Source organism: Streptomyces sp. TE5632 (genome assembly GCF_054061295.1).
The window spans coordinates 4590205-4603657 of sequence record NZ_JBSSEA010000003.1 but is presented as its reverse complement, the minus strand read 5'-3'; the positions used below and the strand labels follow the sequence as shown (position 1 = coordinate 4603657).

Genomic DNA, 13453 nt, shown 5'->3' with positions numbered 1-13453 from the left:
ATCACATCTCATTGAGCTTCACCCTCGGGTCGATCAGTCCGTACAGGAGGTCGGCGAGGAGGTTTCCGGCGAGGACGGCGGCGGTGGCGAGGGTGGTCAGGGCGGCCAGGAGGGGGAAGTCGACGGCGGTGGCCGCCTCGACGGTGGCGGCGGCGATGCCGGGCCAGCTGAAGACGGTCTCCACGAGGAGGGCGCCGGTGATGAGTTCGGGGACGCGGGAGCCGATGAGGGTGAGCACCGGCAGCAGTCCGGAGCGCAGGGCGTGGCCGAGCAGGACGGTGCGTTCGGCGAGGCCGCGGGCGCGGGCGCCGCGCACGGGGTCCTCGGCGAGGGCGTCGCCGACGCCCTGGCGGACGTAGAGGGTGAACCAGGGCAGTTGGGAGACGGCGAGGACGCCGGCGGGCAGGATCAGGTGGCTGGTGACCTGGCCGGCGGTGACGTGTTCGCTGCCGGTGTCGGTGAGGCCGCCGGCCGGGAGGACGTCGAGGTGGAGGGCGAACAGCCAGACGGCGAGCAGGGCGATCCAGAAGACCGGCGCGGCTTCCAGGGAGTAGGCGAGGGAGGTGACCGTGCGGTCGACGAGCGAGCCGGGGCGGCGGGCCGCGAGGACGCCGAGCAGGGTGCCGAGGAGGACGGCGACGGCGAACGCGACGGTGCACAGCAGGGTCGACCAGACCAGTCGTTCGCCGATCGCCTCGGCCACCGGCTGTCGCATCACGCTGGAGTGGCCGAGGTCGCCGGTGAGCGCGGAGGTCAGCCACTCCCACCAGCGGACGGTGAAGGGCTGGTCCACGCCGAGGTTGTCGCGGAGCCGGTCCAGGGTTTCCTGGTCGGCGCCGAGGGCGGCGGTTCCGGCGTAGGCCTTGACGGGGTCGAACGGGGAGGCGGCGGCGAGGGCGAAGGCGCCGAAGGTGACGACGAGGAGGACGGGCACGGCGAGCAGGGCCCGCCGTGCCACGAGGTGTCCCATCGCCGCCCAGGGCAGGGTCTTCACTTCTTGGGCTGCCAGTCCTCGGCGTTCCACCAGGGGCCGCTGGCGAAGCCGTGCTCGTGCGGTTCGACCTGGGTGGTGAGGTCGCCCCAGCGGTCGGCGAGGACGTAGAGGTGGTCGATGTGGGTGAGGAAGGTGTAGCCGGGGTCCTTGACGAGTGCGCGCTGGAGGTCGTCGTAGGCGGCCTTGCGGTCGTCGGGGTCCTGGGCGCGGCGGCCGGTTTCGAGGGCCTTGTCGACGGCGGGGTTGTCGTAGTGGGGCATGTTGTTGAAGCCGTCGCCGGCGAGGGAGGAGTGCAGCAGGGTGTAGAGGCCGAAGTCGGGGTCTCCGGTGCTGCCGAAGCCGGCGAGGACGGCGTCCTTGCCCATCCGGGGTTCGATGACCTCCCAGGTGGCGCCCTCGACCTTGACGTCGATGCCGGCCTTCTTGGCGTCGGAGGCGTAGGCGAGGGCGTGGTCCTGGCGGACCTTGTCGCCGGAGGGGTAGAAGAGGGTGAAGGCGGCGCGGGCGCCGTCCTTGGCGCGGATGCCGTCCTGGCCGGCCTTCCAGCCGTCGCGGTCGAGGATCTTCTTGGCCTCGGCGAGGTCCTGGGGGCGTTCGACGTCCTTGGCGTACCAGGGGTCGTCGAGGGGCAGCGGGCCGTAGGCGGGGCGGCCGGCGCCGTCGAGGATCTTGTCGACCATGGCCTGGCGGTCGACGGCGAGGTCGAGGGCGCGGCGGATCGTGGTGTCGCCGGTGATCTTGTTCCCGGTGGGGAGGGTGACGGCGCGGAAGTCGTAGGTGGTGGCCCGGTAGGTCTTGCGGGCGTCGTCGTTCTTGAAGGTGGCGGCGAGGTTGGGCGGGAGGGTCGCGCCGTCGAGGTCGCCGGAGCGCAGCCGGGTGGCGCGGACGTCGTCGTCGGCGATGATCGCCATGGTGAGCTTCTTCACCTTCGGTGCGCCGCCCCAGTAGTCGGGGTTCGCCTTGAAGGTGAGCTTCTCGCCCTTGCTCCAGCCGGTGAGGACGTACGGTCCGGTGCCGATCGGCTCGGTGTTGAAGGCGCCGGTGTTGGGGTCCTGCTCGCCCGCGACGTGTTCGGGGACGATGGGCAGGACGGTGCGGGCCGGGAAGGCCGCGTAGGGGTACTTGAGGGTGAAGACGACCTTGTCGTCGCCGTCCGCCCGGACCTCCTTGACGGCGTCCAGTTCGCTCTTGGCGGTGTTGTTGGTCTTGTCGTCGAGGACCGTTTCGTACGTGTAGACGACGTCCTCGGCGGTGAGGGGTTCGCCGTCACTGAACTTCACGCCCGGGCGCAGGGTGTAGGTGTAGGTGCGGCCGTCGTCGGTGACCTCGGGGAGCGCCTTCGCCAGGGCGGGCTCGAGTTCCAGGCCGGCGTCCCGGGCGAGCAGCCCGTCGAAGATCTTGGAGTTGCCGTCCTTGCCGTAGCCGAGCAGCGGGCTCAGGGTGTCCGGCTCGGAGGCGACCCCGATCACCACGGACTCGGCGGACCCGCTGCCGCCCGCGGCGCCGTCCGTGCCGCCGCCGGGCGCCGAGCAGGCGGCGACCGCGGCGGCCATGGTCGCCGCGACGGCGGCACCCTTTATTCGTCGGGTCGTCATCGAATTCCACACCTTTGCTGCCCGGATCTCGTTGTTGCATATTAGTTGCAGCAGGGTTCTGCCCAGGACCCCCTCCCCTCATTCCCGCACTTCGGCGTGGTGGGCCCGTCGGGGTGCGAGCTGCGGGGCGCCGTCCGTGCGCCCCCCGGGACTGCTTGTCAGCGGCCCGGGACAGGGTCTAGTGTCGCCACGCCTTGGTGAACGGGAAATCCGGTGTGATACCGGTGCGGCCCTCGCCACTGTGATCGGGAAGTCCGGCTCCGGCCCCAGGTCCTGTCCCCCGACAGGACCGAACGGCAGCCACTGGGTCCCCCTCGGACCCGGGAAGGCGGAGCACGGGCGGTGGTACCCGTCAGCCAGGAGACCGGCCAAGGCGCGTCAACCATCCACGAGGTGCTGGAGAGGGTCTGCTGAGCCATGCACATAGCCGAGGGTTTTCTACCGCCGGCGCACGCGGTCGCCTGGGGCGTCGCGTCGGCGCCGTTCGTCGTCCACGGAGCCCGGTCGCTCACCCGTGAAGTCAGGGAGCATCCCGAGAGCACGCTGCTGCTGGGCGCGTCGGGAGCGTTCACCTTCGTCCTGTCCGCGCTGAAACTGCCCTCGGTGACCGGGAGTTGTTCCCATCCCACCGGCACCGGGCTGGGCGCCATCCTGTTCCGGCCGCCGGTGATGGCGGTGCTGGGCACCATCACCCTGCTGTTCCAGGCCCTGTTGCTCGCCCACGGCGGGCTGACCACGCTCGGCGCCAACGTCTTCTCGATGGCGGTCGTCGGACCGTGGGCGGGGTACGGGGTCTACCGGCTGCTGCGGCGGTACGGGGCGCCGCTGATGGTCGCGGTGTTCTGCGGCGCGTTCGTCGCCGACCTGTCGACGTACTGCGTGACGAGTGTGCAGCTGGCGCTCGCCTTCCCCGACCCGGGCAGCGGATTCGCGGGCGCGCTCGGCAAGTTCGGCTCCATCTTCGCCGTCACGCAGATCCCGCTCGCGGTGAGCGAGGGGCTGCTGACGGTGCTGGTGATGCGCATGCTGGTGCAGTCCAGCAAGGGCGAACTGACCCGGCTCGGGGTGCTGGTGGCCGGGCTCGGGAAGAAGTCGGCGGGCGCGGGAGCGGGCGCGGGCGAGGCGGTGGCCCGATGAGCCGTAACGCGAAGATCAACTCCCTGCTGCTGCTCCTTGTCGCCGTGCTCGCCGTGGTGCCGCTGGTCCTCGGGCTCGGCGATCACAAGGAGGAGCCGTTCGCGGGCGCCGACGCGGAGGCGGAGACCGCGATCACCGAGATCGCCCCGGACTACGAGCCGTGGTTCTCGCCGCTGTACGAACCACCGTCCGGGGAGATCGAGTCGGCGCTGTTCGCCCTCCAGGCGGCGATCGGCGCGGGCGTGCTCGCGTACTACTTCGGGCTGCGGCGGGGGCGCCGGCAGGGGGCGGAACGGGCGCAAGGGGTCGACACCGAGGCGGACGTCGACGACGCGGCCCCCGCGGGACCCGGGACCTGATCCCCCGTGCTGCCGATCGACGCGGCGGCGCACAGCAGTCGCTGGCGCCGCCGTCATCCCGTGGACAAGGCCGTGCTCGGGCTGGGGCTCACCGTGCTGGCGGTCTCGCTGCCGCCCTGGCCGGGCTCGGCCCTGGTGCTGCTGACCGCGCTCGCGGTGCTGCTGGGCCCTGCGGGGGTGCCGGGGCGGCGGTTGTGGCGTGCCTACCGGGTGCCGCTGGGCTTCTGCGTGACCGGGGCGCTGACGCTGCTGGTGCAGGTGGGCGGGCCGGGCGGGTTCGTGGCCTGGGCGGATGACGGGCCCCTGCGCGCCGGTGAGTTGATGCTGCGCACCTCGGCGGCCTCCCTCGGGGTGCTGCTGTTCGCCTTCACCACGCCGATGTCCGATCTGCTGCCGCGTCTGGTACGGGCCGGGCTGCCCGCTCCCCTCGTCGATGTGGCGCTGGTGACGTACCGGATGAGTTTCCTGCTGCTCGACTCGGTGCGCCGGGTCCGGGAGGCGCAGGCGGCCCGGCTCGGGCACACCACCCGGGCGGCGACCTGGCGTTCGCTGGGCGGGCTCGGCGCGACCGCGTTCGTCCGGTCCTTCGACCGGGCCGCGCGGCTGCAGACGGGGCTCGCCGGACGCGGCTACGACGGCACGCTGCGCGTGCTGGTGCCGGAGGCCCGGGTCTCGGTGCGCTTCACGGTCATGAGCCTGGCCCTACTCGTCGCACTGGCCGCCCTCGCCCTCCTCCTGGAAAGGCCGCTGTCTTGAGCGAGCCCGCACTGGTCGCCCTGCGGGGCGCGTCCTTCGCGTACGAGGACGGCCCGGCCGTGCTCACCGGCCTCGACTTCGAGGTGCGGGAGGGGCGCGCGCTCGCCCTGCTGGGCCGCAACGGCAGCGGCAAGACGACGCTGATGCGGTTGCTGAGCGGTGGACTGCGGCCGAGCGAGGGCGAGTTGACCGTTTCTGGTCGGCCCGCCCGGTACGACCGCAAGGGGCTGACCCGGCTGCGGACGACAGTGCAGCTGGTGGTGCAGGACCCGGACGACCAGTTGTTCGCGGCATCCGTCAGCCAGGACGTGTCGTTCGGACCACTGAACCTCGGGCTGCCCGACGCGGAGGTTCGGGCGCGGGTGACGGAGGCGCTGGCCGCGCTGGACATCACCGCTCTCGCCAACCGTCCCACGCACCTGCTCTCCTACGGGCAGCGCAAGCGGACGGCGATCGCGGGGGCGGTCGCCATGCGGCCCCGGGTCCTGATCCTGGACGAGCCGACGGCGGGGCTCGACCCCGACGGTCAGGAGCGGCTGCTCGCCACCCTCGACGGGCTGCGCGCGAACGGCACCACGGTCGTCATGGCCACCCACGACGTGGACCTCGCCCTGCGCTGGGCCGACGACGCCGCCCTGCTCACCCCGTCCGGCGCCCGGACCGGCCCGGCGCCCACGATGCTGGCCCGCACGGACCTCCTCGCGGCGGCGGGGTTGCGGTTGCCGTGGGGCGTGGCGGCCGCGCGCCTGCTCCGCGCCCAGGGCCTGCTGCCCGACACGGCCGCCGGGCCCCGGACACCGGAGGAACTGGCCGCGCTCATCGCAGTGTCCCCGGAGCCCGCGGAGCACGCCGACGGCAGATGACCCCCGGCTCGGGCAGCCTGCGCGGAAAGCCGGTTCACAAGCCCCACGTCGCCGGGCCCCGCCTCGCCGGGTACGGCCACCGTGGTGTGGCAGAAGGTGACCGGCTCAAGGCAAGGGCCTCAGAATTCCCCGGCGCTGCAGTTCCCGGATGTGTTCGGCGGTTCTCTGCGGAGCGGCACCGCCGATGACGAACACGCCGGCTTCCGGGTTTCTGCGCACTCTGGATTCGGTGAGTTCACGACAGTCCTCAAGGTCGGCCGACACGACGGGCCACATCCTCGCCACACCGCGCATCCCATCGGAATCCGTACTAGAATCTGTACAGAATCAAGCCTCTCTATGGGTACGGTGACAGCGTGGAGATCCCCGAGGTCGTGACCGTCAGCGACGCGCGCGCGAGACTGTCGCGGATCCTGACCGACCTGTCGGAGTCCGGCGCGGATGCTGACCCGGTCCTGATCGGCGCCCACCGCAAGCCCCAGGGCGTCCTTCTGTCCGTCGAGGCCTTCGAGGCGCTGAGCGGCCGAGCGGCACGGCGTGCGGCTGCCGCCTCGGCCACCGGCTCCATCCAGGCCGAGGGGCTCTACGCCTCCGAGGCCTCCGACCGGGACACCGAGGAGTACGTAAAGGGTGACCTCGACGCGGACACCCTTGTCGCTCGCGCGATCGCCCGCCACCGACCGACTTCGCAGCGGCGGGCAGGGTGAACGATCCGTACGCCATGCCCAACGGCGTGCTGCGCAACAAGCTCGGCATCACCGACCCTCGGCTGCTCGCGGCAGCGGAGGCGGACATCACCCGGGCGCGCCTCGTCATGCTCGCCGAACGCCCCCTACCCGGCGCGTACGACCTCGGCCATCTCCAGGCTTCCATGCCACGGTCTTCGGCGACATCTGTCCATGGGCAGGCGAGTTACGCACCGTGAACATCGCCAAGCGCACGCCGCTCTGCCCGGCGAGAAATCTCGTGCCCTACGCCGGAGAGGTCTTCGGCCGTCTCGCTTCCTCCGGCCATCTGCGGGATCTTCCCCGCCAGGAATTCGTCATCCGACTGGCCGAACTGTACGGCGATTTGAACGTCCTCCACCCGTTCCGCGAGGGCAACGGCCGTGCCCAGCGGGCGTTCCTGACGCAGCTCAGCGCCGACGCGGGATACGACCTGAACTGGTCGGGCATGAACCCCCAGCGCAACGAGGACGCCTCGGTGAAGAGCTTCCTTGGTGACAACGACCTGTTGGAGCGGTTGCTTGACGAGCTCGTGACCACGAACTGACGCCCTTGCGCAGCCAGCCCTGGCCGCGTGGTTACGTCAGGGTGGCAGTACGAGCAGGTCCGGGGAAGCACGGCTCAGAACGTACCAGCAAGGTTGGACGCCGCTTCGAGGCTCACTTGCAGCAGGCCTTCCGCAGTGGCCAGAGCCAGCTCCCCATCGACAACGGCGGCATCGTGCACATGAAGCCCCAGGGGAATCGCCAGCGCCTCGGTCCCCGAGTCGCAGTGCCAGAACCGGACCGTTTCGTCATCACCACCCGTGATGAGCATGGCCTCCAGGTCGGAGAGGGGGTATGCCGCTACCGCACTCACTCCGCCGCAATGACGGAACGGTCTTCCCAGTCGGCGTCGGTCAGTAAAGTGATCGTGATTCATGGAGAGGCCGGTCGGAGGGGGCGTGTATGGCGACGCTGGGAATGCACCGGGACTTTCTGATGGAGTTCGCCGCGCTGGAGAAACCCGTCCAGAAACGCGTCTTCGAGGTGTTCGAGAAGTTCGCCGCGGCCACGCACGCGGGACTGCACCTGGAGAAGCTCACGCACCAGAAGGATCCGCGGCTGCGGACCATCCGGATCACCGGCTTCTGGCGCGGTGTCGTCCTCAAGGCGGAGTCCGGCGACAGCTATCTGCTGTTGAAGGTGCTCCCGCACGACAAGGCCAACGACTGGGCGACCAAGCACCGTGCCTCGGTGAACGAGGCCACCCAGGGCATCGAGATACGCAACGACGTGGCGCTGGAGCGGGCCACGGCCGGACTGCGCGCGCTGGCCGCCGACGAGCCGTCCCGCCTGTTCCCCGCCTCCGCGTATCCGGACAAGGTGCTGCGCAGCCTCGGCGTGGACGAGGAGATCCTGCCGATCATCCGGCTGGTCCCCGACGAGGCCCACCTGGAGGCGCTGCACAAGGTGCTTCCCGAGCAGCAGTACGACGTGCTGCTCGGGCTCGCCACCGGTATGAAGCCCGAGGAGATCGACCGCGAACTCGTGCAGGCGTACGCCCGGACCGTCCCGCAGAGCGCCCGCCCCTCCGAGGGTGACGAGCTGGGTACCGCCATGGCCCGCTCGCGCGGCCGTATCGCCCTCGTCTCCGGAGCCGACGAACTGCTGGAGATCCTTCAGCGCCCCTTCGACGCCTGGCGGGTCTTCCTGCACCCGAGCCAGTACCGGGTGGCCTACCAGGAAAGCTATGCCGGTTCGGCGCGGGTCACCGGCGGGCCCGGCACCGGCAAGACCGTCGTCGCGCTGCACCGGGCGTACCACCTCGCGCGGCACCTGCCCGCCGACGCACCCGACGGCTGCGTGCTGCTGACGACCTACACGAAGGACCTGGCCGCCGAACTGCAGCGCTGCGTGGAGCTACTGATCACGGAGGATGCCGTCCGCGCGAAGATCCGGGTGGTGAACGTCGACGCCCTGGCCAACGAGATCGTACGGGCGGACCGCGGCGGCGGACCGCTCAAGCTGGTCTTCGACCAGAAGGAGATCACCGCACGGTGGGCGCGGATCGCGCGGCGGTTGAACCTCGACCTCACGGACGTCTTCCTCGACCAGGAGTGGCGGCACGTCATTCTCGCGCACACCATCGCCACGCCCGAGGAGTACCTGAAAGTGCTGCGGACGGGCCGCGGCAGCGGGCTCGGGCCGCTGAAACGGTTGCAGGTGTGGCGTGCGGTCTCCGCTTTCGAGGAGCAGTTGCGTCAGGCCGGGGAGTGGACCTTCCTGCAGGTGTGCGCCGCGGCGGCGCGTGTCCTGGAGGGGCGCGACGAGCGGCCCTTCCGGCACGTCGTGGTCGACGAGGCGCAGGATCTGCACCCCGCCCAATGGCGGTTCCTGCGGGCCCTCGTCGACCCCGGCGCCGACGACCTTTTCCTCGCCGGGGACACCCACCAGCGCATCTACGGCAACCGGGTCTCGCTTCGCTCGCTCGGCATCGAGGTCGTCGGACGCTCGTACCGGCTGCGGGTCAACTACCGCACCACACAGGAGATTCTCACCTGGTCCACGGCGCTGCTGATCGGGGAGAAACCGGACGACATGGACGATGGGAAGGAGACTCTGGCCGGCTACCGCTCCACGATGCACGGCGAACGGCCCAAGACCGCGGGCCACGCGACGAAGCCTGAGGAGATGGCGGCGCTGGTGGCCCAGGTGGAGAAGTGGGCAGCCTCGGGTGTGGAGGCGGAACACATCGGCATCGCGGTGCGGTTCATCCAGTTCGGGCGGGACATCGCCCAGGCCCTGGAGCGCGCCGGCATTTCCGCCGTTGTGCTGGGAGCCGGGCGCAGTGGTGCGGGGGTGCGGATCGGGACCATGCACCGGATGAAGGGGCTGGAGTTCCGCTGCGTCGCCGTGGCCGGGGTGATGGACGGCACGGTTCCGATGAAGTTCGCCGTGACTCCGGTGGACGTCGACGCCCAGCAGCATCAGGAGGACGTGAACAGCGAGCTGAGCGTGCTGTTCGTGGCGTGCACGCGGGCGCGGGAGGCGCTGCGGGTGTCCTGGCACGGGGCGCCGAGCCCGTTCCTGGCGCCTGTCATCGGCGGCCCGGGCCAATAGCACCTCGTGTTCGACGTGCGTGGGACCCGGGAAACCGTGGGCCCCACGCGCCTGAGGGGAACGTCGAGCGTCAGAACGTGTCCGGGCCCTCGTCCACCATGCGGCGGGCCTCGGCCAGCGCGGCGGTATGCGCGAACCACTCCAGCACCCCGCGGATCTCCTCACCGTGCCCGGAGAAGACCTCCAGCGGGAAGGACGGACGCAGGTCCAGTTTGGCCTCGGCCAGGTCGACGCCCTCGATGCCGTTCAGCCGGGTCATCAGCTCACGGCGCAGGGGCTCGTCGTCGAACGGGGGACGCCGCTTCAAGTGCTGGAAGACCACTTCGACGGTGCCCGCGACCGGATAGATCGCCAGCGGCCAGAGCGCGCGGGCGGTATCACGCGTGTCGCCGAACCGCACCATCGGGAAGCAACTGGTCTCGTCGGCCCGGCCGTAAGCAAGGTGGCCCCCCTGCTGCTCCCAGGAACGCAGCACGCCGAGGACGCCATGCACGGTCTCCTCGGTCTGATTGTCGCGCAGTTGCGCCTCGAACCGGTCTGCCCTCGGCTGCTGTTCGTCTTCAGCCTGCTCGGACGGCACGGTCTCATCAGCGGTGTCCTTGCCGACCAGGGCCGCCAGGTCGGCGGTGGTCAGCCGGTGGGATCGGCGGGCCCGGCCCGCGTCGTTGAAGGGAACGCCCTCCGCTTCCAGGCGGGTTCGCGCATCGCCGGACTCCTTGCCGTCCGGCCACCGGAAGCCCGCCGAGACACGGCCGTCCGCCGTCAGCACGCGGTAGGCGCCGTGCAGGCCGACCTTGGTCGCCAGGTGCTGGCCCACGGGGACGGCATGGGTGCCGATGAGTGCGGCCACATCGCCGTACGTCGTCCACGTACCGGCCGGCATGGCGAGGAGCACGGCCCGGAGCTCCTTCCAGCCGGCCCACTCGTCCTCTGCCTGGACGACTTCCTCGGCGGGACCGGGCCACAACCGCACTGCCCTGTCCGCCAGTTCGTCGGCGCGGGCGAGAATCTCCGTCCTCCCCCACCGTTCCTCGGCGGCGATCCGCTGGTTCATGCGCAGGGCGCTGGCGTCGAGGATTTCCTGCTTGCGGCGGAAAGGGTGGTTCGACAGGCGCGCGTTGTCCGCGGAGAGGGTGATGTTGCCCAGGGTGTGGACGAGCAGGGCGTGAAGTTCGGTCGGACTCTGGCCGTCCTCGGCATCCTCGGCGAGAAGGTCGTACCACTGCTGGGCCGGGCTCTGCGGCAGCACGTGCTCGACGGTGAGGGATGCCTTGGCATAGTCGACGGGCTCACTGCCGCCGTAGCTCTCCTCCAATCGGCGCAGCACCTGGAAACGCTGGTTGCTGCGGCCCGCCTTGTAGAAGGGGCGGGTGCGGACCGCCTCGCGCAGCGCTTCGTCGCCGGGCCAGACGCGTGCCCCCGTCCTGTTCCGCGACAGGAAGCGGCGTACGGCGTCCGCCGGGTCGTCGTCCTTCTCCACTTCCTTGGGCATCTCCATGAAGACCCGGTTGCTACCCGTGGTGGACAGACCCGCCAAGAGGCGTCGCACCATGTAGCTTTCGGCATAGGCCAGCGCTCGGGCCGCCTGTTGGGGCGTGGCCCGTCCGTCGTCGACGCGGTCGAGGAGCTGGAGCGCCAGCGGGTAGTGGGTCTGGCCGCCCCAACGGGACAGCCGCTCCAGCACCTCGCGCAGCTCCGGGTCCGGTTCCCGCCGGGGCTCCAGGATGTGCATCAGCCGTTCGGCCCGCCGGGCGAGGGAGGCGATCTCGGCCTCCAGTGCCGCCTCGTCGGTACTCAGCGGCTCCAGGCGCTTCTTCTGGTCGCGGTAGATCTCGCTCTGCTTGGCCCGGCTGTTACCGGCCACGACCAGGTCGAGCCAGACGAGCAGTTCGAGGTTGTCGGGCCCGAGGAGTTCCTGCATGGGCAGCCAGTGGTTGCGGTAGACGGACTCGCCCCGGGTCTGCAGGCACATGAAGAGGTAGTTGCGCAGCAGGTCGCTCTGTCGGAGGCCGACACCGGTGTTGTTGATCGATTCGAAGATGCGGTAGACGTTGTCGCCTTCGGCCGCGGTGATCTCGACGATGGACAGCAGACTGCTCAGGACGGTTTCCACCGCGCCCGTCCACGCTTCGCCGCCGTTCTCCTCGCCGTCGGTGAAGGCGGCCAGGAAGAAGCGGTAGGCGGCGCCCACATTGCCGGGGCCGCCGGCCTTGGGGGTGTTCTCGACACACGCGGTGAAGGCTTCGCGGTCCGCCTGCGTCGGCAGGAGGCGGTAGTGGTCGTCGCCGTTGCGGTACCTGTTGACGAGCACGAGGTCGTGAATGCGGTCGGCGTCCCGCTCGGAGCCGCGCTCACGGTAACGGTCTCGCAGGGCGGTGAGGGCCAGCATGAGAGTGGTGAGCCGCTGCTGTCCGTCGACGACGAGCCAGCGCTGCATGCCTCCCGCGGTGATCCTTCCCGGGGCCAGCACCACGGAGCCGAGGAAATGGGTCGCGGGAGCCCTGCCCTCCAGCTGCTCCTCGACCAGCTCCAGCACGTCGTCCCAGAGTTGCTTGAGTTCCTCTCGCTCCCAGCTGTAGGTGCGCTGGTAGAGCGGCACCTGGAACTGCTTCTCGCCCTGGACGAGCTCCTTGAACGTGGTTTCCTGAGCGTGCACGCGCCTCTCCCCCACCATGTGCCGGACCAGCTCCGCTCCCCCCATCGGCGTGGGATGCGCCCTCTGCCCTCGGCTCGATCAACAGCGTTGACACTATCGGCCGAGCCGCTCCAGTACGCAACAAAGCCCGGCCACCGAGCGTTCCTGCACCCGCCCATGGACTCAATGACCAGGTCCAACCTGTGGACAAAGTCAATGGTCGCAGTAGCCTGACAAGCCCAAGAGGGAAAGGGTGGCCTGATCACGCACCCGTTGTCGGAGGACAAGTCCTCGTTCGGCCGGAAACACCCTGGGAGTGCAGATGTCCGCGCCGCGGGCCGATCTGGGGGGGGCGTCGCGCGCGGGGTGGGAGGAGAGCGGGTCTGCTCGGGGGCTCGGTTCGGGTGGTGCCGGACCCTGCACGCCCGGCACCGTTCGATTGTCGGGCCCCGCCTAGACCGAAGTGCGGAAGGCGGGCAGGTAGCCGCTCGACTGGCCGACGGCCTTCGGGTGGTAGGAGTCGTCGATCGGGACCGTCACGCTGTGGAGCCAGGCGTCGCCCGAGCAGAGCTCGTGTCCGGTGAACTCGTCCACCACGCTGGAGAAGGTGAACCCGGCGTTGGCCGCCCGCTTGGCGATCACCCCGTTCATCACGTCCGAGGCGTTGTTGATCGCGCCGCGCTCGGTCTCGGTGAGTCCGGCGATGCAGCTGCCCGAGAGCTTGTAGAAGCGCGGGTACCCCAGGACCACCACACGGGCCTGCGGGGCGCGCGAGCGGATGTTGGCGTACATCGTGTCGAGCTTGCCCGGGAGGGAGTTGTTCATGAGGGAGATGGCCGAGTTGACGCGGCTGACGCAGGTCGCCTCGCTCTGCAGCACGCAGGCCTGCATGACGTCCGCGAACCCCATGTCGTTCCCGCCCGCGGTGACGCTGACGAGCGTGGTCGATGTGTTCAGCGCGCCCAGCTGGCCGCTGGAGACGCTGCTCGTGGTCGCGCCACTGCAGGCGACGAACTTGAACGAGGACGGGGCGTTCGCGGCGGCCCAAAGCTGGGGGTAGGCCTTGGTGCTGCGTTTACAGGTGCCGCTCTCGGACGTGTAGCTTCCGGCGCCCACGCCGGAGGAGTAGGAGTCGCCGAGAGCGACGTAGTTGTGGCCGGCCGCCGAGGCCGGCTGCGCCATGCCGAGGACGGCTGCGGCACCCATGACGAAGGCCAGCACGGAGGCCCGGAGAGAACGCACTGACATAGCGGTCAGCCCTTCGAAGTGCGGGGAAAGAGCGGTTGGT

At 70.3% G+C, this 13453-nt stretch carries 13 protein-coding genes and 1 riboswitch; of the genes, 8 read left to right on the top strand and 5 right to left on the bottom strand.

What is annotated here, in order from left to right; translation table 11 throughout:
• Window position 1 precedes the first annotated feature (1 nt).
• Together ACVW19_RS26155 and ACVW19_RS26150 are read right to left on the bottom strand one after the other, a co-directional pair.
• On the bottom strand, window positions 2–970 hold the full coding sequence (locus tag ACVW19_RS26155; protein WP_457464782.1) for an ABC transporter permease: 969 nt from the start codon (window positions 968–970) through the stop codon (window positions 2–4).
• A 20-nt stretch (window positions 971–990) separates the two neighbouring features.
• A complete protein-coding gene (locus ACVW19_RS26150; RefSeq protein ID WP_457462259.1) occupies window positions 991–2589 on the bottom strand; it encodes an ABC transporter substrate-binding protein in 1599 nt (532 codons plus the stop codon).
• A gap of 178 nt (window positions 2590–2767) precedes the next feature.
• Window positions 2768–2976, top strand: a riboswitch (cobalamin riboswitch).
• 30 nt (window positions 2977–3006) lie between these two features.
• On the opposite strand from ACVW19_RS26150, the gene ACVW19_RS26145 reads away from it, so the two are divergent.
• The 7 genes from ACVW19_RS26145 to ACVW19_RS26115 all read left to right on the top strand — a co-directional run bounded on the left by ACVW19_RS26145 (window position 3007) and on the right by ACVW19_RS26115 (window position 6976).
• Entirely contained in the window at window positions 3007–3726 is a 720-nt protein-coding gene (locus tag ACVW19_RS26145; RefSeq protein WP_457462257.1) for an energy-coupling factor ABC transporter permease, read from the top strand.
• Entirely contained in the window at window positions 3723–4085 is a 363-nt protein-coding gene (locus tag ACVW19_RS26140) for an energy-coupling factor ABC transporter substrate-binding protein (RefSeq protein ID WP_457462256.1), read from the top strand. The genes ACVW19_RS26145 and ACVW19_RS26140 overlap by 4 nt, the downstream gene beginning before the upstream one ends.
• A 6-nt stretch (window positions 4086–4091) precedes the next feature.
• Entirely contained in the window at window positions 4092–4841 is a 750-nt protein-coding gene (gene cbiQ / locus ACVW19_RS26135) for a cobalt ECF transporter T component CbiQ (RefSeq protein WP_457462255.1), read from the top strand.
• A complete protein-coding gene (locus tag ACVW19_RS26130; RefSeq protein ID WP_457462253.1) occupies window positions 4838–5704 on the top strand; it encodes an energy-coupling factor ABC transporter ATP-binding protein in 867 nt (288 codons plus the stop codon). Before cbiQ ends, ACVW19_RS26130 begins: the two co-directional genes overlap by 4 nt.
• A gap of 356 nt (window positions 5705–6060) precedes the next feature.
• Window positions 6061–6411: an antitoxin VbhA family protein gene (locus ACVW19_RS26125; RefSeq protein ID WP_457462251.1), complete on the top strand. Its 351-nt coding sequence runs from the start codon at window positions 6061–6063 to the stop codon at window positions 6409–6411.
• Entirely contained in the window at window positions 6408–6629 is a 222-nt protein-coding gene (locus ACVW19_RS26120) for a hypothetical protein (RefSeq protein WP_457462249.1), read from the top strand. Before ACVW19_RS26125 ends, ACVW19_RS26120 begins: the two co-directional genes overlap by 4 nt.
• Complete coding sequence (locus ACVW19_RS26115) at window positions 6626–6976, top strand: Fic family protein (protein ID WP_457462247.1); 351 nt, start codon at window positions 6626–6628, stop codon at window positions 6974–6976. The genes ACVW19_RS26120 and ACVW19_RS26115 overlap by 4 nt, the downstream gene beginning before the upstream one ends.
• 74 nt (window positions 6977–7050) lie before the next feature.
• Here ACVW19_RS26115 and ACVW19_RS26110 read toward each other — a convergent pair whose 3' ends face one another.
• Window positions 7051–7245 (bottom strand): hypothetical protein, encoded by a 195-nt coding sequence (locus ACVW19_RS26110; RefSeq protein WP_457462246.1) that lies wholly within the window; start codon window positions 7243–7245, stop codon window positions 7051–7053.
• A 131-nt stretch (window positions 7246–7376) separates the two neighbouring features.
• Here ACVW19_RS26110 and ACVW19_RS26105 point away from each other — a divergent pair, with 131 nt between their 5' ends.
• On the top strand, window positions 7377–9530 hold the full coding sequence (locus ACVW19_RS26105) for a UvrD-helicase domain-containing protein (protein WP_457462245.1): 2154 nt from the start codon (window positions 7377–7379) through the stop codon (window positions 9528–9530).
• 70 nt (window positions 9531–9600) lie between these two features.
• Here ACVW19_RS26105 and ACVW19_RS26100 read toward each other — a convergent pair whose 3' ends face one another.
• The gene (locus tag ACVW19_RS26100; protein WP_457462244.1) at window positions 9601–12186 is read right to left on the bottom strand and encodes a GmrSD restriction endonuclease domain-containing protein; all 2586 of its coding nucleotides are present in this window, start codon (window positions 12184–12186) and stop codon (window positions 9601–9603) included.
• Between the two features lie 432 nt (window positions 12187–12618).
• The gene (locus tag ACVW19_RS26095; RefSeq protein WP_457462243.1) at window positions 12619–13413 is read right to left on the bottom strand and encodes an SGNH/GDSL hydrolase family protein; all 795 of its coding nucleotides are present in this window, start codon (window positions 13411–13413) and stop codon (window positions 12619–12621) included.
• Between the last annotated feature and the right edge of the window lie 40 nt (window positions 13414–13453).

What these genes read in the sequence shown, in the direction of transcription:
- ACVW19_RS26155 (WP_457464782.1), bottom strand. Translation starts at nt 970, where the DNA reads ATGGGACACCTCGTGGCACGGCGGGCCCTGCTCGCCGTGCCCGTCCTC.
- ACVW19_RS26150 (WP_457462259.1), bottom strand. Translation starts at nt 2,589, where the DNA reads ATGACGACCCGACGAATAAAGGGTGCCGCCGTCGCGGCGACCATGGCC.
- ACVW19_RS26145 (WP_457462257.1), top strand. Translation starts at nt 3,007, where the DNA reads ATGCACATAGCCGAGGGTTTTCTACCGCCGGCGCACGCGGTCGCCTGG.
- ACVW19_RS26140 (WP_457462256.1), top strand. Translation starts at nt 3,723, where the DNA reads ATGAGCCGTAACGCGAAGATCAACTCCCTGCTGCTGCTCCTTGTCGCC.
- ACVW19_RS26110 (WP_457462246.1), bottom strand. Translation starts at nt 7,245, where the DNA reads ATGCTCATCACGGGTGGTGATGACGAAACGGTCCGGTTCTGGCACTGC.
- ACVW19_RS26105 (WP_457462245.1), top strand. Translation starts at nt 7,377, where the DNA reads ATGGCGACGCTGGGAATGCACCGGGACTTTCTGATGGAGTTCGCCGCG.
- ACVW19_RS26095 (WP_457462243.1), bottom strand. Translation starts at nt 13,413, where the DNA reads ATGTCAGTGCGTTCTCTCCGGGCCTCCGTGCTGGCCTTCGTCATGGGT.